The organism is Sanguibacter antarcticus, from assembly GCF_002564005.1.
In the GTDB taxonomy this organism is placed as follows: domain Bacteria; phylum Actinomycetota; class Actinomycetes; order Actinomycetales; family Cellulomonadaceae; genus Sanguibacter; species Sanguibacter antarcticus.
The window spans coordinates 3,089,257-3,106,338 of record NZ_PDJG01000001.1 but is presented as its reverse complement, the minus strand read 5'-3'; the positions used below and the strand labels follow the sequence as shown (position 1 = coordinate 3,106,338).

The following is a 17,082-nucleotide window of genomic DNA, read 5'->3' as shown; positions in this document are numbered from 1 at the left end:
CTTCACTCGCACCACGCCACAGATGGAGCCCCCATGACCACCCCACCGCCCGTGCACGTCTCACCGCCGGAAGCCGACGAGGTGAACTCCGTCATGGCCGCGCTGCGCTCCCCCAAACGGCTGCGCACCGAGGTTCTCGCAGGTCTCGTCGTCGCCCTCGCCCTCATCCCCGAGGCGATCTCCTTCTCGATCATCGCGGGCGTCGACCCCCGCCTGGGGCTCTTCGCCTCCTTCACGATGGCCGTCTCCATCGCCTTCCTCGGCGGACGCCCCGCCATGATCTCCGCCGCCACCGGCGCGGTCGCCCTCGTCATCGCGCCCGTGGCCCGCGACTACGGCATCGAGTACTTCCTCGCCACCGTCATCCTCGCCGGGTTCTTCCAGGTCGTCCTCGGCGTCATCGGCGTCGCCAAGCTCATGCGGTTCATCCCGCGCTCCGTCATGGTCGGGTTCGTCAACGCCCTCGCCATCCTCATCTTCCTCGCCCAGGTCCCGCACATGACCGGCGTCCCGATGCTCGTCTACCCGCTCATCGCCGTCGGCCTCGCGATCATGGTCTACCTGCCACGGCTGACGAGCGTCGTGCCTGCCCCGCTCGTCGCGATCGTGCTCCTCACCATCGTCACGGTGACCTTCGCGCTCAACGTCCCGACCGTCGGCGACGAGGGCGAGCTTCCCGAGTCCCTGCCGTCGCTCCTCTTCCCCGACGTCCCGCTCACCCTCGAGACGCTGCAGATCATCGCGCCCTACGCGCTCGCGATGGCCTTCGTCGGGCTGCTCGAGTCCCTCATGACCGCCAAGCTCGTCGACGACGTCACCGACACCCACTCGAACAAGAGCCGTGAGGCCTGGGGACAGGGCGCCGCGAACATCATCACCGGGTTCTTCGGCGGCATGGGTGGCTGCGCGATGATCGGCCAGACGATGATCAACGTCAAGGCGTCCGGTGCCCGCACCCGCATCTCGACGTTCCTCGCCGGGGTATTCCTCCTCGCCCTCGTGGTCGGCCTCGGCGACGTCGTCGCACTCATCCCCATGGCCGCCCTCGTGGCCGTCATGATCATCGTGGCCGTCTCGACCTTCGACTGGCACTCCGTGCGCATCGATACCCTGCGCCGCATGCCCAAGAGCGAGACGACCGTCATGGTCGGCACGGTCGCCGTCGTCGTCATCACGCACAACCTCGCCATCGGGGTCGTCGTCGGCGTCATCGTCGCCACGCTGCTCTTCGCCCGACGCGTCGCGCACCTCACCGAGGTCACCCGCCTGGACTCGTCCGACTCCGACAACGAGCGCGTCTACGCCGTGACCGGGGCGCTGTTCTTCGCGTCGTCCAACGACCTCGTCTACCAGTTCGACTACACGGGAGACCCCGAGAACGTCGTCATCGACATGTCGGGCGCACACATCTGGGACGCCTCCACCGTCGCGACCCTCGACGCGATCACGACCAAGTACGCCCGCAAGGGCAAGACCGTGCGGATCATCGGGCTCAACGAGCAGAGCGCCGAGCGGCACACCCGCCTCGCCGGAAAGCTCGGCGGCGGGCACTGACCTGCGCGGCACCGAGCCGCGCGGCGCGCGGGCCGTTCAACCCGCGTAGGGCAGGACCGGCTTGCCCGGGACCTCGACGCGCGCGCGGAAGAGGGCGCCGGCCTCAGGCTCGGGGTCGTCGAGGTTCTCCCGCGACGTCGTGATGTAGAGGTCGCGCAGGTCCGGGCCGCCGAGCGTGCACGCGGTGACGAGGCGGACGGGCAGCTCGACCTCAGCGAGGACCACCCCGTCGGGCGAGCAGCACCGGACGCGCCCGCCGTGGTTGAGCGCGACCCAGACGTTGCCGGCCGAGTCCACCGTGAGCCCGTCCGCGTTGGCGCCGTCCGCAGAACGGAACGGACGACGGCCGGTGAGGACGCCGTCGACGACGTCGAACACGTCGGTGCCGCCCGTGCGGGTGTCGTTGTAGTAGGCGAGGCGCCCGTCAGGGGAGAAGTCGATGCCGTTGGAGACGGTCACGTCGTCCAGGACGACGCTCACCGCGCCGTCGGCGTCTATCCGGTAGAGCGACGCGGCGCCGGCGACCTTCTCGTAGCCCATCGAGCCCGCATACAGGACGCCCGACGGGTCGCACCCGCCCTCGTTCATGCGCACGCCCGGGTCCGTCCACAGCGGAGCCGACGGCACCGGGACCGCGTCCGCAGAGTCCGCGAGGGCGATCCCGCGCTCGACACCGACGACGTACCCGCCGCGTGTGCGTGGGCGCACGAACGCGGCCACGTCCCCGACGTGGAGGCGGTCGATGCTCGCGTCGTCCCGGAGGGTGAGGAGGTCGCCGGCGAGCATGTCGACCCAGCGCAGGCCGCCCCACGTCTCAGACCACACCGGTCCTTCGGCGTGGTACGCGACGGCGTCCGTGACCTGCTCGACCGGGTACGACGCGACGGTGGTCATACCTGTGCAGGCTTGGGGATCCGGCGCGAGATGTCCGCGCAGTCGAGGCAGACCTCCTCGGGCACGAGCCCGGCGCGCATGAGGACCGAGAACAGGGCGCACCCGACGCAGTACCCGACGATCGACTCGAGCGCCGGGAACGCGACCATGATGACGCCGATGACGACCACGGCCGTGAGCGCCCCGGACGAGCCGGTCGCGAGGGACACGACCCACAGCGCCGTCGCAGCCACCGTGAGGACGGCGCCGATGCTCGCCGCGAAACGCTTGGGCGCCCCTGCGGTCGGGACGGGCAGCGCCCGCACCCGTGGCCGGACCCAGCGCTGGACCAGGCGCGCGACCGGGCTCCACCGTGGACCGAGGACCGCGCGGAGGGTGAAGTCGACGGCGAGGAGGGCGTAGAGCCACCACTGCTGGGTGCCGAGGGTCACCAGCGCGACGACGAGGACGACACCGGCGATGAGACGGACGGTGATGTCGTCGACCGTGGACGGAAAACGTGAGGAGGCCATGCGTGGATTATTCACGACTGTCGATGTCTTCGCCCCCACCGAGATCAGTGCAGTCGATCACGTCCGCACCGTGGGCCCGGAGGTAGTCGCGCGCGCCCGTGTCACCGCCGAGGGTGGCACGCAGCCGCGCCCAGTGCGCACGGCCGACGAGGACAGGGTGTCCGGGCCTGCCGTCGTAGGAGGCCTGGCGCAGCGCATCGCGACGGCCCTCGGCGGAGCCCAGGACGCGCGCGACCGCGCCGTCGCGCAGCGCAGGCAGGTCGACGAGCGTGATGACCACGGCGTCGGTCTCCGGGCCGAGCCGCTCTGCGGCGTCGAGCCCCTGGCGCAAAGACTCGCTCATCCCGCGCTCCCACCCGGCCACCTCCACGACGCGAGCCGTAGGCGGCACGAGCAGGCGCGCCGCGTCCGCCTCGGCGCCGAGCGTGACGAGCACCGGCCCGCAGCCGGCCCTCTCGAGCAGCGAGACGGCGAGACCGAGCCAGCTCTCGCCGTCGGAGTCGAGCAACGCCTTCGGGCGCCCCATCCGCCGCCCGCCGCCCGCGGCGAGCACGAGGCCGACGACGCTCATGCAGCGCTCACGACGAGCGGCCGTCGGACGGTCCGCCCGAGAACCGTGCCAGGAAGGCCAGCGACCGTCGACATCTCTCGGCTCCCTGCTCGTAGCGTGCCCGTGATCTGAGCGTGGTCTCCTCGTGGTGATCCCCAGACAGACCACGCTAGCGCGCAGCTCCCACATCGCGTCACTATGATGGGCACCGGTGCGCCGGGAAGTCTGGTCGGCAACAATGTTGTCGACCCTCGACGAAAATGGACCCACATGACCTCTGCACGACGAACGACGACCCTGCTCAGCCGGGGCACATGGCCCGAGACTGCGCGCATCGCCGAGATCCTCCGCAAGGAGACCGTCGGCGGGATCCTTCTGCTCGTCGCGACGGTCCTCGCTCTCACCTGGGCCAACTCACCGTGGTCGGACTCCTACGACGCCTTGCGCGACGTCGAGATCGGGCCGGAGGCGCTGCACCTGCACCTCACGCTCGGCACCTGGGCAGCCGACGGGCTCCTCGCGATCTTCTTCTTCGTCGTCGGGCTCGAGCTCAAGCGCGAGTTCGTCGCCGGCGACCTCCGCGACCCACGCCGCGCCGCCCTGCCGATCCTCGCCGCCGTCGGCGGCATGATCGTCCCCGCGCTCGTCTACGTCGCGGTGAACTTCACCACCGGCGACGGCGCGCTCGACGGCTGGGCGATCCCCACCGCGACCGACATCGCGTTCGCGCTCGCCGTCCTCGCGGTCGTGAGCACGCACCTGCCGATCGCGCTGCGGACGTTCCTGCTCACGCTCGCGGTGGTCGACGACCTCCTCGCGGTGACGATCATCGCGCTCTTCTACACGGCTGACCTCCAGGTCGGCCCGCTGCTCCTCGCGGCGATCCCCTTCGCGCTGTTCACCGTCGCTGTCCAGCGACGGATCAGCTCGTGGTGGATCCTCGTGCCGCTCGCCGTCACGACGTGGGCCCTCGTGCACGCGTCGGGCATCCACGCGACGGTCGCCGGTGTGCTCCTCGGCTTCGCGGTCCCGGTCGTCCGGAGCCTCGCCGCGGGCGGCCCGGAAGCGGGTCCTGGTCTCGCCGAGCACTTCGAGCACCGCATCCGGCCGATCTCTGCAGGCTTCGCCGTCCCGGTCTTCGCGTTCTTCGCTGCGGGCGTCACCGTCGGTGGCCTGGACGGTTTCGTCGAGGCGCTGAGCGACCCGATCGCGCTCGGGATCGTCAGCGGCCTCGTCGTCGGCAAGGCTGTCGGGATCTTCGGGTTCACGTACCTCGTCGCACGCTTCACCAAGGCCCAGCTCGACTCAGACCTCCGATGGCTCGACGTCCTCGCGGTCGCCGTGCTCGGTGGGATCGGCTTCACGGTGTCGCTCCTCATCGGCGACCTGGCGTTCAGCGACGAGCTGCGCGACGAGCACGTCAAGGTCGGTGTGCTCGCCGGCTCGGTCATCGCGAGCGTCCTCGCAGCAGTCCTGCTGCGTTCTCGCAACCGCGCCTACCGGCGCATCGAGGCCATGGAAGAGCGCGACGCCGACGGCGACGGCGTCCCCGACGTCTACGACGAGACCACGGACTGATCCGTCTCGGGCTGCAGTGCCGCACGCCTGTGGTCGGCCCGCTGGGCCGACCACAGCGCCAGCCCGACCCCGACCGCGGTGAAGAAGGCGAGCACCGCCCCGATCGTCGACGTGACGTCGACCCCGTCGGCGAACGCCGCACGGGCCGCCTCGACGAGGACCTCGCCCTCCGCCGATGGCAGGGACGACGCTGCGTCGACGGCTCCTCCGAGCGTCGCTCGCGACTGCTCGACCAGCGCCGGGTCCAGACCAGCGGGGAGCACGAGGCTCGTGCGGTAGACCGCCGCGAGGACGCTGCCGAGCACCGCCACCCCGAGGGACGCACCGAGCTCGTAGGCGGTCTCCGAGATCCCTGACGCCGCCCCGGCACGCTCAGGAGGCACGGAGGAGAGGATCGCGTCGTTGGTGAGAGTCTCCGCCAGGCCCGCGCCGCTGCCGACGAGCACGAAGACGACGACGATGACCCCGACGGACGAGGTCCCGCTGAGCGTCGTGCCGACGACGTAGCCCGCGGACGCGAGGAGCAGGCCCGCCGGGACGAGCAGCCAGATGGGCGCCACCCGGGCGAGCGCGACGGCCAGCAGCCCCATGAGCACCGAGGCGACCGCCCCCGGCAGGAGGTAGGCGCCGGCGTCGAGCGGGGAGATCTCCAGGACGAGCTGCAGGTACTGCGAGACGAAGAAGACGAGGCCGGCGAGCGAGAACACCGCCATGAAGTTGGCGAGCACCGATGCCGAGAACGTCCGGCTCCGGAACAGCCCGACGTCGAGCAGAGGGTCTTTCAGGCGCATCTGGCGGCGGACGAACACGACGCCGAGCACGATCCCGACCGCGAGGGAGACGACGCCGAGCGTGTCGGCACCTTCGCTCGCGAGCCGCTTGATGCCGAGCACGAACGGCAGCATCGCGACGACGGAGAGCCCCACGCTCAGCGCGTCGAGCCGCACGGCACGAGGGTTGCGCGACTCGGGGAGGAGGACGGGCGCGGCGACGAGCAGGACGAGGAGCACGGGGACGTTGATGAGGAAGATGGAGCCCCACCAGAAGTGCTCGAGCAGCCAGCCGCCGACGATCGGGCCGAGCGCGGTGCCTGCCGAGAACCCGGACGCCCAGACGGCGATCGCGAGCCGGCGCTGGTTGCCGTCGAGGAAGAGGTTGCGCAGCAGCGCGAGGGTCGAGGGCATGAGCGTGGCACCGAAGAGCCCGAGGAGGGCCCGGGCGAGGATGAGGTGCGAGGCGTCTGTCGCGAAGGACGCGAGGACGCTGACGATCCCGAACCCGGTCGCCCCGACGAGCAGGAGCCAGCGCCGCCCGACGCGGTCGCCGAGGGTCCCCATGGTGACGAGCAGCCCGGCGAGCACGAGCGGGTAGATGTCGACGATCCAGAGCATCTGGGCGGCGCTCGGTGAGAGCGCGACGCTCAGCTGCGGGATCGCGAAGGACAGCACGGTGTTGTCGATGCTCACGAGCAGGACGGGGAGCATGAGGGCGACGAGCCCGAGCCAGGCACGACGGCCGGCTCGCGGGGGTGCCAGTGCTGCGGGCGGTGCGGTCGGTGCGGTCGTCACGCCGCCACGACCCGGTCGAGTCGTGGTGTCGCGGTACAGGTCGTCGGTCATGGTCTCGCTCTCTCGTCAGTACTTCCTGACGTACTGTACCGGCTGGACGGTATAGAGACGGTAGGGTGTGATCATGTCGACCCGGCCCGCTCACGCCCAGCCCACCCGGGAGCTCCTCCTCGACTCCCTCGAGACGCTCCTCCTGAGCGGCGGGTCCTCCGCAGCCACGCTCGAGGCCGTCGCCTCGACCGCCGGGGTCTCCAAGGGCGGCCTGCTCTACCACTTCGGCTCCAAAGAGGCCCTCTACCAGGGGTTCCTCGACCGGATGGTCGTCCGCTCCCGCGCCGAGGCAGCGCAGATCCTCGACGCACCGCAGGGCGTCGTCGCCGCCTACCTCGATGCGTCGTCGGTCGCCGACGACCCCTCGACCCGAACCGTGCTCGCAGCACTACGGCTCGCCGGCGTCCCCGAGGTCGACGTCGAGGCGGCTCTCGCCGAGTCGTTCAGCTTCTGGTACGAGACCATCGCGCGCCGCATCGACGACCCCGTGCTCGCGCGGATGGTCCAGCTCGTCGGCGACGGCTTCTACCTGCACGCGCTCATCGGCTCGGGCAGCGACCACGACACGGCCGTCGTCGAGAGAGTCGTCTCGCTCGTGGCCGACTGGCAGCGCGACGCGTCCTGACGCGCCAGCGCGACGGGCTCGGGCGCGTCAGTAGTCGGTGCGGGTGCTCGACGCGAGCCACGCGTCGAACGGGGCAGCCGAGTGCTCGACCCGCAGGCCCTCGACGGGCGCCGGCCACGTGCTGCGGTCACGCGCGAAGAGCTCGTAGAACTCCAGGTCGTCGAACCCGCCGCGAGCCGCGTCGTGACGGTCGGCGCTGAAGACGACACGGTCCAGCCGGGCCCACAGGGCGGCAGACAGGCACAGCGGGCACGGCTCGCAGGACGTGTAGAGGGTCGCGCCCGCGAGGGAGTAGGTGTCGAGCTCACGGCACGCCGTGCGGATCGCGGTGACCTCGGCGTGCGCGGTCGGGTCGTTGTCCCGCGTGACGCGGTTCTGGCCCGACGCGACGAGCTCGTCCTCGCGCACGATGACCGCGCCGAACGGTCCGCCGCCCTGCGCCACGTTGGCGACGGCGAGCTTGATGGTCCACGCGAGCCACCGCTCGTCGGCCCGGAGCGGGTCCGGAACCGAGCCGGGTGGCGTGGACAGTGCGACCGGCACGGACAGCGCGGCACGGGACGCGACGAGGTCGGTCATGCGACACCTCCGGACGGACGCCACGCCGAGCCCGCGTCGGGGGCTCCGTCACGGGCGATCGTCGCCTCGATGAGGCCGTACGGACGGTCGGCAGCGATGAAGACCTCGCCGGGGTTCTCGAGACCGAACGGGGACAGATCGACGAGGAAGTGGTGCTTGTTGGGCGCGGTCAGGCGGATCTCGGCGATGTCCTCGAACGCCTCGAGGACCGCGGTCCCCATGTGCCACAGGGTCTGCTGGAGCGCGAGCGAGTGCACGGTCGCGAACTCGCGCAGGAGGATCGCCTTGACGCCCGCATAGGTCGCGTCCCAGTCGACGTCCGTCGACGACATCCTCCACTGCGCGACGAGCGACGTCGCCATCACGCGGTCTGTCGTCTCCTGGAGCGTCGTGTACGGGTCCGTGAGGAACCCGTGGAACTCGGATCCGGTCGACTTGAGCACCACGAGATCCTTGAGGCCAGCCACGACGTGCGCGCGCTGCCCGGCCTCGTCCGACTCCACCGTGACGGCGGCGGTCCGGACCTCGGCCCCTGACCTCACCCACGTGTGGTCGTGCTCCACGCCATCGACGACGACGCGGTCCCACGCGTACTGCTCGATCTCGATCCGCGCGGCCTGCACCGGCCCGACGTCGTCGACGAAGTGGCGGGCGAGCGCGAGACCGTAGGCCTCGATCGACGAGATCCCGACCTCTTTGGCGTACGCGAAGGCGGTGTTCTTCTGGGTGTCGGTCGGCAGCACGTCGGACTGGTCCCCGACGAGGTATGCGGCAGAGAAGTCACCACGCAGGGCCGTCGTCACGTTGAGGTCGGTGATCTCGTGGCGAGGTGTGTCGCGCGTGATCCGGACGACACGGCTCTCGGCCTTGCCGTACTGGGAGTCTGTGAGGCGAAGCGTCATCTGCGCATGCTGCCACCGCTGTGTGACCGGGGTGTCAGGCGCGTGTGACTGCGATGTTTCCGGCGATCTCGGCCACCCACGGCTCTGTCGGGCGCCCCAGCCGTGCGTCGGTCACCTGCCGTCCGCGCGCCGCGAGGACCTGGACGCGCGAGACGGGTACCGCTGTCCCCAGCGGGACGACACCCGGCTCGACGAGCACCTCGCCCCATGCCGCGTCGACGATCTCGAGCTCCTCAGCGTGCGCGAGGCCGCTGCGGGCGAGGAGCGTGAGGGTGCGGACACCGATCTCCTGCCGCTCCGCACGCGGGTCGAGGAGCAGGTCGCTCGCCCAGGCGAACCTCGTCCACCACTCGGACTTCGCGTCGGCGACCCGACGCTGGCGCAGGCTGAGGACGGCGATCGTCCCCGCGACGGCTGCGGCGAGGAGCGTGAAGAACGGTGCGAGGGCGGAGACCCACTCCACCCACGTCGGGAGGGACGAGGCCTGGCTCGCGTCGACGACCATCTCTGAAGGATCCCACCGATCGGCGCGACGCGCGGTGGCAGCACGGTCAGCCGACGGCTAGACGAAGTAGGCCTGCCGGAGGAGGACGAGCACGACGGCGAGCGCGAGCGACGCCAAGGCCTTGAGCATCAGCATCCGCTCGGCGTGGGCGTCTCGGCGCAGCTCGCGCTCGGCCTCGCGCGTGGGCGCCACGAGGTCAGACCTCAGCGGGCGGCGCTCCAGCCCTGAGGCGGACCGGCGGACCGGGCGGTACCGCTTCTCCCGACGTCGAGGAGTCGTCTTCTGCACGCTCATGTAGTCCGCACCCGCCCTGTCTTCTCTGTCTTGTCCCACACCTGCGCGGCTCCGCGGTACTCCTTGATGTAGGCGTCGAACGTGATCGCGCAGAGGATCGGGCCGTACCCGACGAGGTAGACGAGCGGCGGCGTGAGCCACCGGCCGAGGCGGGTGGTCTCGACGCGCTTGGCGATCCATGCGCCGACCATGGACAACGAGATCCACGAGTACACGAAGAGCGTCCACAGGGTCGTCGTGAACGGGTCGAACCCCAGCAGGCCCACCGCGTAGGTGTCGATGACCTCCGGGGCGAACGCGACCGTCATGACGAGCAGGGACACGAGCCCGGGGAAGACGACCGCCTCGCGCCATGCCCGACGCCCGGTCGCCGGGTCGATCATGATCGTGAAGGCCGTCAGGAAGACGTACGTGGACCCGGCGAGGAACCACGTCGCCTGGAACGCGGTCCTCGCGTAGTCGCTGTCGAGCAGGTAGAGGCCGACGAGCCCGGCGGTGTTGAGCACCATCGTCGCCGGGAGCAGGAGGATGGCGAACCAGATGAGGCCGAAGGGGATCGACCCGAGGTTGTGCTGGCGACGTGGACGGAACCACAGGTGCTTGAACACGCGGCTGATCTGGACGTTGCCGCGCGACCATCGCAGCCGCTGCTTCCACAGGGCGCCGACGGTCCCGGGTTCTTCCGCCAGGACGATCGCGTGCGGCTCGAAGACGACCCGGCGGCCGGCGATCTGGGTGCGCAGGGTGGTGAAGGTGTCCTCGGCGAGGGAGGTCGTGTCGATCTCGCCGCCGATCGCGAGGAGGTTCTCCCGCGAGTGGAGCTGTGCGCCGCCGGCGAGGCACGCGACCGCGCCCATGACGTTCTGCGCACGGCGTGCGGCCGCCTGCGCGGCGATGTACTCGTAGCCGATGAACCGCGTCATGTAGTTGGGGTCGTCGCTGCCCTCGGTGATGTACGCGGTCACCGCGCCCACCTCGGGGTCCGCCAGGTGCCGCGTCATGAGGCGCAACGAGTCTGGCTGGTAGATGACGTCGGCGTCCATGATGAGCAGCGCCTGCATCCAGTCGTCCGCGAGGATCGTCCGCAGGCCGTGGTTGAGCGTGTGCGCCTTGCCCTCGCCGCCCTTCTCGCGTCGCAGGTGCACGACCCGGCCGGGGTACTCGACCTCCTTGGCCCGGGCGACGTCCGGGGTGTCGTCGGTGCTCGCGTCGTCCACGAGATACACGCGCAACGACTCGGGCGGGTACTCCAGGCGCATGAGCCGGTCGATCGACGCCGCGATGACGGCCCCCTCGTTCCAGGCGGGCACCACGACGGCCACGCGCGGGAAGTAGGGGGCGGTGCGCCCGTAGTGGTTGCGGAGCCCGTGGAACGGGATGACGAGAAACTGGTAGGCCCCCGCGACGACAGGGACCGCGCCGGTCGCCACGAAGACGACGCACAGCCAGGTCACGATGGTCTCGAGGGTGTCCATCAGGAGCTGTCCGCCACCCGGAGGATCTCGCTCACGCGTGCGTAGCGACCCACGTCTGAGGCGACGTGGCTGTCGGTGCTGACGACGAGCTCGACACCTGCTGCGAGGAGCGCGCGGACGACGCGGGGGCCCGGGCAGGCCCACTTCTCGTTCACCTCGATGGTCGTGCCGGTCGCGGCCGCCGCGGCGCCGAGCGCGGCGACGTGCTCGTCGGTGACCTGGTCCTCGCTCACACCGATCTTCGGCAGCAGGGAGAAGAGGTGCGCGATCTGGGCACGGTCCACCTGGTGCATCGCGGCGACGGTCGCGGTGACCACGACGTCGAGAGCGTCGGCCGCGTCCTGGGGTGTGAGGATGCCGTCCCGGACGACGCGCGGGCTCACCGGGCCGTCGGCTCCGGGGAACTGGTGGTCGGCGACGAGCACGCGGTCCACGCCCGGGTGCGTCCCCAGTCCGTCGGGGAGGTCGAGACGGCCTGCGGAGTCGAGGATCTTCGCCTCGACTCCCGTGCAGACCTCGAGACCGTCGGGCACGTCGAGCGCGGCGACGGCCGCGAGGAAGTCGGGCACCCACGTGGTGCTGAGCCGCACGTGGTCGACGAGCCGGAGCACGCGCAGACCGCGGTCGGACGCCGCCGCGACGTTCTCGTCGAGCGTGCTCACCGCGTCGTCGGAGAAGGTCGAGTGGACGTGGTGGTCCTGGCGCTCGTCCACCCTTGTGCCCTCGCTGGTCATGCGAGGTCGAGGACGTCGCTGGGGGCGAGGTCCGGAAGGATCTCGGCCGGGTCGAGGAAGACGTCCTCGAGGTAGCGGACGTTCGCCAGCTCCCGGAACGGCAGGGACGCAGGGAGCGGTCTGCCGAGGACCATGTCGAGGCAGAGCCGCGGCATGTCGACACCGGCAGCGATCGTCAGCGGCATCGCCCCCGGGAAGCGGGGGTTCACCTCGAGGAGCGCGGCCGTGCCGTCGGCCCGGCGGCGCAGCTGGACGTTCGCGACCGTCGTCAGGCCCACGCGCGCCGCGACCGCGGTCGCTGTCCGCTGGAGCTCGTCGTCCTTGATCGTGCGGCCGGCGACCGAGACCCCCGAGTCGACCCGGAGCCGGGACCTCGGGACCGCCGCGAGGACGCGCCCGTCGAGGTCCGCGAGGACGTCGACGGAATACTCCTCGCCGGGCAGGTTCTCCTGGACGATCTGGCTCGCGTCCGTGCCGAGCGCCCGCAGCGCGGCCTCGTCCTCGACGAGGTGCACGCCGCGCGAGCCGCTCCCGGAGCGTGGCTTGACGATGACGGGGTACTCCCAGTCGTACGCGACGCCGAGCAGCTCGGTGCGGGGCACGGGGAGGTCGGGTCCCGCGCACCGCTGGGCCAGGAGGTACTTGTCGAGCGTGTGCTCCAGGGTGTCGAGCGACGGGCTGGCGACCGCGACCCCGATCGCGGCGAACTCGTCGCGCCGACGAGCGACCGGCACGAGCTCGACGTCGACCGTCGGGAAGAGGACGTCGACGCCGGTGTCGCGGCACAGCGCCAGGAGATGGTCGACGAAGTCCGGGGCCAGCCCGGGGCGCACGAGGTGGCGGCGGCCTGCGGGGACGAGGTAGAGACCGCTCGCGAACGCGTCCATGTCGGAGGCGAGGACCGTCACGTCAGGGACCGCGAGGAGCGAGCGGACGATGCTCACGCCCGCAGGGCCGCCCGCACCGGTGACGAGGACGGTGCACCCGGGCTCGGGGGTGGCGGGGCTGTGCTCGGTACGGGTCATGAGCGGTCGTGCCTCTCTGCATCAGGTCGGAACGTCAGGTCAGGACGGAACGTGGTGTCCGGTCCGAGCGCCACCCCGGGGAGCGCCCCCGGGTCGCCGACGAGCGCCGTGTCGTGGCTCACCGGAACCACGGTGGCTCCGGTAGACGTCCCGCCGGTGGCACGTCGCACGGCGGACGTGTCCCGGATGACCTCGAGCGGCTCCGCGTACGTGCCGCCGCCGTAGCGGGACCAGTAGCGCGCCGTCGCGAGGACGAAGTCGGGCATGAGGTAGTCCCGGATGCCCGACTGAGAGCCGAACGCGCGCAGCAGCGCGAGCTTCGAGTCGGTGAAGCCGTCGATGGAGACGAAGCGGTTGGGCCGGTAGTCGACCGTCGCGGACGGGCTCTGGTAGCAGGCGAGCATGGGGACGCGCCGGGTCGCGACCGAGACGGCACGATGGACAGCCACGTGGTCCTGGTGACGGTCGTTCGCCGAGTGCGTGTAGACGATCGACGGCCCCGTCTCGGCGACGACCTGCTCGATGATGCCGACCGTCGGGTCGCCCGCGCTGATCCGGGTGTCCTCGAGATCCTTGAGGAACAGCCGGGCGCCGAGCAGCTCGGCCGCAGCGAGAGACTCGCCCTGCCGGTCGTCGGCCTCGCCGCCACGGGCACCGCGGCTCATCGTGAGGATCACCACGGCGTCGCCCGCAGCCCGGTGAGCGGCGAGGGTGCCGCCGATCCCGATCTCGATGTCGTCTGGGTGCGCCCCGATCGCGAGGACCACGGTGGCCGGTGTCGCTGCGGCGCGGGCCTTCGTGACGAGCCGCTCGATGACCTCGACGAGCTGGGGCTTGCGGATCGGCTTGAAGAGGAACTCGTCGGCCTCGGCCCGCAAGGCGTCGACCGCGTAGCTGACGGTGGCATGGGCCGTCATGACGACGATCGGCACCGTCGGGCACGTCAGCTTGATCTGCCCGATCATCTCCAGCCCCGTCATGCCCGGCAGCTCGATGTCCGTGAGGATGAGGTCCACCGTGGTCGACGCCAAGAGCTCGAGCGCCTCGCGCGGGCTCCCCGTCACGTGCGGCCGCATCCCGACGCGCTGGAGGATGGTGCGCATGTAGACAGCGGCATCCGGATCGTCTTCGACGACCAAGACCACATAACCAGTGCTCACAGATCTCCCTCCGCTGTCATTCCTACCGGAATGGATCCGTCGTGCAGTCTCCGTACCGTATGCCCGGAGCCTGGACCCGACTGCGTTCTTTTATCTGTCACCCTCGTCAGAGCCATTGCTCTCGAGCGTAACCTCGCGGGTAATTCGCGGCGAGCCGTCTTTGCTCGGCGCACGGCCGGTCACCCCCTCGGTGTCCGCACAGTTCCGGGCGTCCCGAGCGCGAAGGGTACCGAAGAGTTTCGCGTTCTGAGAGTTTTTTCACCCGCTCCACCAAGAATTCAGATACCTCCGATCACCTCTTTCTCGACCGTCCGGTGCACCGTTCTTTTTTCACCCGGCGAGCCGGCTCCGTGCCCTGGTGCCGCGCACCGCCACGTGCGACGGTCGACGAGCGCGACAGCAGACGGCTGGACCGCGCAGTCGCGACCATGCACCGCACGGGCGAGACCCGTGCCACGGGTGCGCCGGTGTCGACAACGCCAAGGACGGCACCATGACCTTCACCGCACCGGACCGCACGACGACCAGCGACGGCCCCGGAGGAGCACTCCTCGGGCCTGGTCGGCGGACCATCCTGAGGATCGCCGGGATCGCCGTGCTCGTGCCCATCGCCGTCTCGTGCGGGATTGGCGCCGGCCCTGCGTCCGCGCGAGAGAACCGCCGCGGTGCACAGACTCGGACACGCACGCCTGTCGACCCCGTCGCAGCCCTGGCGAACGCCTTCGAGTTTCTCGACGAACGGACACCGCTCGACCCCGGGACCGAGGGCTACCTCCCGCGCAGCTACACCGGCGGGCACCTCGGCGATATCGGCTACGACTCCGCGTCCGTCTACGACTGCGCCCTCGTCGTCCTCGCCTACCTGGCCCGCGGGACACCCGACGACGTCGCCCGAGCGACGAAGATCGGCGACGTCCTCGTCGCGGTCCAGCTCGCCGACCCGGCCGGCGACAGCCGGCTGCGCAGCTCGTACACCTCGGTGCCGGAGGCTGGGGTCGGCCGCCCGCGCATCGCCAGCACCGCGACGATGACCGGCAACCAGGCGTGGGTCGGCATGGCGTTCGTGCGGCTCTTCGAGCACACCGGCGCGCCCCAGTTCCGCGACGCAGCGCTCCGCACCGCGACCTTCGTCGTCACCACCGCGTACGACGCCCGCGGCGTCGGTGGATTCTCCGGCGGGTCGACGGGTACCGGCACACCCCTGACGTGGCGCTCCACGGAGCACAACGCCGACTGCGTCGGCTTCTTCACGCAGCTGGCGCGCGCCACGGGCGACCAGGCGTGGGCAGCCCACGCCGAGACCGCCCGCGTCTTCGTCCGCTCGATGTGGCAGGGCGACCACTTCCATGTGGGTACCGTCAACGACGGCATCACGCCGAACGTCTCCCCGATCTTCGAAGACGTCCAGACATGGACGTACCTCGCGCTGCGCGAGCCCGCCTACGCGACGTCGCTCGACTACACGCTGGCGAACCTCGTGACCACCGACGGTCCGGTGCGTGGCACCCGCGTGTTCGTCACCGACGAGAAGAAGGTCTGGCTGGAAGGCACCGGGCACCTCGCCTGCGCGCTCAGCACCCGGGCCTCCCGTGGCGACGCCGCCCGTGCGAGCGCCCTGCGGACCTCGATCTGGAGAGCGCAGGTCTCCGTCGAGACCTCCGACGGCCGCGGCATCCCCGCCGCGTCGTCCGACGGGCTCTCGAGCGGCGAGGGCGACGAGATCTACACGTCCCTGCACACGGGCGCGACCGCCTGGGCGGCGCTCGCCGCGCTCGAGGTCAACCCGTTCGCGTGACCACGACGACGCGCCACGCCCGGGCCTGCCGTGCCAGGCCGTCACCGGCAGGCGCACGGTCGTAACCTTCGGGATACACGGACGCCCTAGCGTGAGAGCGCCCGCAGGTGCCGTGTCGTGCAACGACGCACGGCACCGTCGCCACCAGGAGAGGACCGCCCATGTTCGACGTCGCCGGCACCCTCCTGGATGTCGTGGCGACCGGGCGGCGAGCAGCGGTCGCGACGGTCGTCGGCGTCCGTGGCAGCGCCCCGCGCCCTGCCGGCGCATCGATGGTGGTGCTCGACGACGGCAGCGTCGTCGGCAGCGTCTCCGGCGGCTGCGTCGAGGGCGCGGTCTACGAGGCTGCCCTCGACATCCTCGACGGTGGCCCTCCGGTCCGTGAGACCTACGGCATCAGCGACGCCGACGCGATCGGCGTCGGCCTCACGTGCGGCGGCGAGATCGAGGTGTTCGTCGCGCTGCTGCCCCCGGCCGGAGCGTGGCTCGGCCCGCTGCGCGCGGCGCGCGAAGGCCTCGCCGCATCGCTCTCGCTCGTCGTCGACGGGCCACCCGCGATGCTCGGGACGTTCGTCGGAGACGACGCGTGCGACGCTCTCGGCGCCCCCGGCGCCCCCGTCAAGGTCTTCCGCGAGCTGTCCCGCCCGCCCGCACGCCTCATCGTCTGCGGCGCCAACGACTTCGGGGTCGCCCTCACCGAGGCCGCCGCCTTCGTCGGCTACAGCGTCACCGTGTGCGACGCGCGCCCCGTGTTCGCGACACCCGACCGGTTCCCTCGGGCCCGGGACGTCGTCGTGTCGTGGCCCCACGCGTACCTCGCAGGCGAGCTAGCGGCGGAGACGATCGACGACCGGACGGTCGTGTGCGTGCTCACGCACGACCCGAAGTTCGACGTGCCGCTCCTCGCGGCAGCGCTGCGCATGCCCGTCGCCTTCGTCGGCGCGATGGGCTCACGACGCACCCACACGGACCGGGTGGCAGCTCTCGTCGAGGCTGGCGTGACCGAGGACGAGCTCGGCCGGCTGCACTCACCGATCGGGCTCGACATCGGTGGCAGCACCCCGCAGGAGACCGCCGTGGCGATCCTCGCCGAGATCCTGGCGGTCCGCGCCGGGGCGAGCGGCGTCCCGCTGCGAGCGCTCGACGGGCCCGTCCACCGCACCTCCTCCCGCGCCCGGCCGATCGTCGCCTGATACCTTTGCTGACAGCAGGCGCACCGATCGACGGCGCGCCGTAAGTCTCGTCAACGTGTATCTACCGGCTGTCGGCCTCCTGCCGACC

Annotated in this window: 17 protein-coding genes; 5 read left to right on the top strand and 12 right to left on the bottom strand. The window is 71.0% G+C overall.

Annotated elements, in window-relative coordinates; all coding sequences use genetic code 11:
* Positions 1–33: 33 nt before the first annotated feature.
* Entirely contained in the window at positions 34–1,554 is a 1,521-nt protein-coding gene (locus tag ATL42_RS14205; RefSeq protein ID WP_098455910.1) for a SulP family inorganic anion transporter, read from the top strand.
* Positions 1,555–1,590: 36 nt separating this feature from the next.
* Here the strand turns inward: ATL42_RS14205 and ATL42_RS14200 are convergent, their stop codons facing one another.
* From ATL42_RS14200 to ATL42_RS14190, 3 genes are read right to left on the bottom strand one after another with little or no spacing between them, the layout of a single operon-like run.
* Complete coding sequence (locus tag ATL42_RS14200) at positions 1,591–2,448, bottom strand: SMP-30/gluconolactonase/LRE family protein (protein ID WP_098455909.1); 858 nt, start codon at positions 2,446–2,448, stop codon at positions 1,591–1,593.
* Positions 2,445–2,960: a DUF4395 domain-containing protein gene (locus ATL42_RS14195; RefSeq protein ID WP_098455908.1), complete on the bottom strand. Its 516-nt coding sequence runs from the start codon at positions 2,958–2,960 to the stop codon at positions 2,445–2,447. Before ATL42_RS14195 ends, ATL42_RS14200 begins: the two co-directional genes overlap by 4 nt.
* A 7-nt stretch (positions 2,961–2,967) precedes the next feature.
* Positions 2,968–3,531, bottom strand: coding sequence for a nucleotidyltransferase family protein (locus tag ATL42_RS14190; protein WP_098455907.1), 564 nt, complete (start codon positions 3,529–3,531; stop codon positions 2,968–2,970).
* Between the two features lie 249 nt (positions 3,532–3,780).
* On the opposite strand from ATL42_RS14190, the gene nhaA reads away from it, so the two are divergent.
* The gene (nhaA, locus tag ATL42_RS14185; RefSeq protein ID WP_098455906.1) at positions 3,781–5,088 is read left to right on the top strand and encodes a Na+/H+ antiporter NhaA; all 1,308 of its coding nucleotides are present in this window, start codon (positions 3,781–3,783) and stop codon (positions 5,086–5,088) included.
* On the opposite strand, the gene ATL42_RS14180 is transcribed toward nhaA, so the two are convergent.
* A complete protein-coding gene (locus tag ATL42_RS14180) occupies positions 5,067–6,707 on the bottom strand; it encodes an MFS transporter (RefSeq protein ID WP_098455905.1) in 1,641 nt (546 codons plus the stop codon). The genes nhaA and ATL42_RS14180 overlap by 22 nt on opposite strands.
* 73 nt (positions 6,708–6,780) lie before the next feature.
* On the opposite strand from ATL42_RS14180, the gene ATL42_RS14175 reads away from it, so the two are divergent.
* Positions 6,781–7,332, top strand: a complete 552-nt coding sequence (locus ATL42_RS14175; protein ID WP_098456598.1) for a TetR/AcrR family transcriptional regulator — start codon at positions 6,781–6,783, stop codon at positions 7,330–7,332.
* 27 nt (positions 7,333–7,359) lie between these two features.
* On the opposite strand, the gene ATL42_RS14170 is transcribed toward ATL42_RS14175, so the two are convergent.
* The 8 genes from ATL42_RS14170 to ATL42_RS14135 are packed head-to-tail and all read right to left on the bottom strand — an operon-like array spanning position 7,360 to position 14,006.
* A complete protein-coding gene (locus tag ATL42_RS14170) occupies positions 7,360–7,911 on the bottom strand; it encodes a nucleoside deaminase (RefSeq protein WP_098455904.1) in 552 nt (183 codons plus the stop codon).
* On the bottom strand, positions 7,908–8,813 hold the full coding sequence (pucL, locus tag ATL42_RS14165) for a factor-independent urate hydroxylase (RefSeq protein WP_098455903.1): 906 nt from the start codon (positions 8,811–8,813) through the stop codon (positions 7,908–7,910). The genes ATL42_RS14170 and pucL overlap by 4 nt, the downstream gene beginning before the upstream one ends.
* 34 nt (positions 8,814–8,847) lie before the next feature.
* Positions 8,848–9,318 (bottom strand): hypothetical protein, encoded by a 471-nt coding sequence (locus ATL42_RS14160; protein WP_098455902.1) that lies wholly within the window; start codon positions 9,316–9,318, stop codon positions 8,848–8,850.
* 57 nt (positions 9,319–9,375) lie between these two features.
* A complete protein-coding gene (locus ATL42_RS14155; protein ID WP_143556779.1) occupies positions 9,376–9,612 on the bottom strand; it encodes a hypothetical protein in 237 nt (78 codons plus the stop codon).
* The gene (locus ATL42_RS14150; RefSeq protein WP_098455900.1) at positions 9,609–11,087 is read right to left on the bottom strand and encodes a glycosyltransferase family 2 protein; all 1,479 of its coding nucleotides are present in this window, start codon (positions 11,085–11,087) and stop codon (positions 9,609–9,611) included. The genes ATL42_RS14155 and ATL42_RS14150 overlap by 4 nt, the downstream gene beginning before the upstream one ends.
* Entirely contained in the window at positions 11,087–11,800 is a 714-nt protein-coding gene (locus tag ATL42_RS14145) for a PHP domain-containing protein (RefSeq protein ID WP_425443204.1), read from the bottom strand. The genes ATL42_RS14150 and ATL42_RS14145 overlap by 1 nt, the downstream gene beginning before the upstream one ends.
* 17 nt (positions 11,801–11,817) lie before the next feature.
* Positions 11,818–12,846, bottom strand: a complete 1,029-nt coding sequence (locus ATL42_RS14140; protein WP_098455898.1) for an ATP-grasp domain-containing protein — start codon at positions 12,844–12,846, stop codon at positions 11,818–11,820.
* Positions 12,843–14,006 carry a response regulator gene (locus ATL42_RS14135; protein WP_281254308.1) on the bottom strand — a complete coding sequence of 388 codons (1,164 nt, stop codon included), beginning with the start codon at positions 14,004–14,006 and terminating at the stop codon, positions 12,843–12,845. Before ATL42_RS14135 ends, ATL42_RS14140 begins: the two co-directional genes overlap by 4 nt.
* 493 nt (positions 14,007–14,499) lie before the next feature.
* On the opposite strand from ATL42_RS14135, the gene ATL42_RS14130 reads away from it, so the two are divergent.
* Positions 14,500–15,801, top strand: coding sequence for a hypothetical protein (locus ATL42_RS14130; protein ID WP_098455897.1), 1,302 nt, complete (start codon positions 14,500–14,502; stop codon positions 15,799–15,801).
* A gap of 161 nt (positions 15,802–15,962) precedes the next feature.
* The gene (locus tag ATL42_RS14125) at positions 15,963–16,994 is read left to right on the top strand and encodes an XdhC family protein (protein WP_098455896.1); all 1,032 of its coding nucleotides are present in this window, start codon (positions 15,963–15,965) and stop codon (positions 16,992–16,994) included.
* Positions 16,995–17,082: the final 88 nt, after the last annotated feature.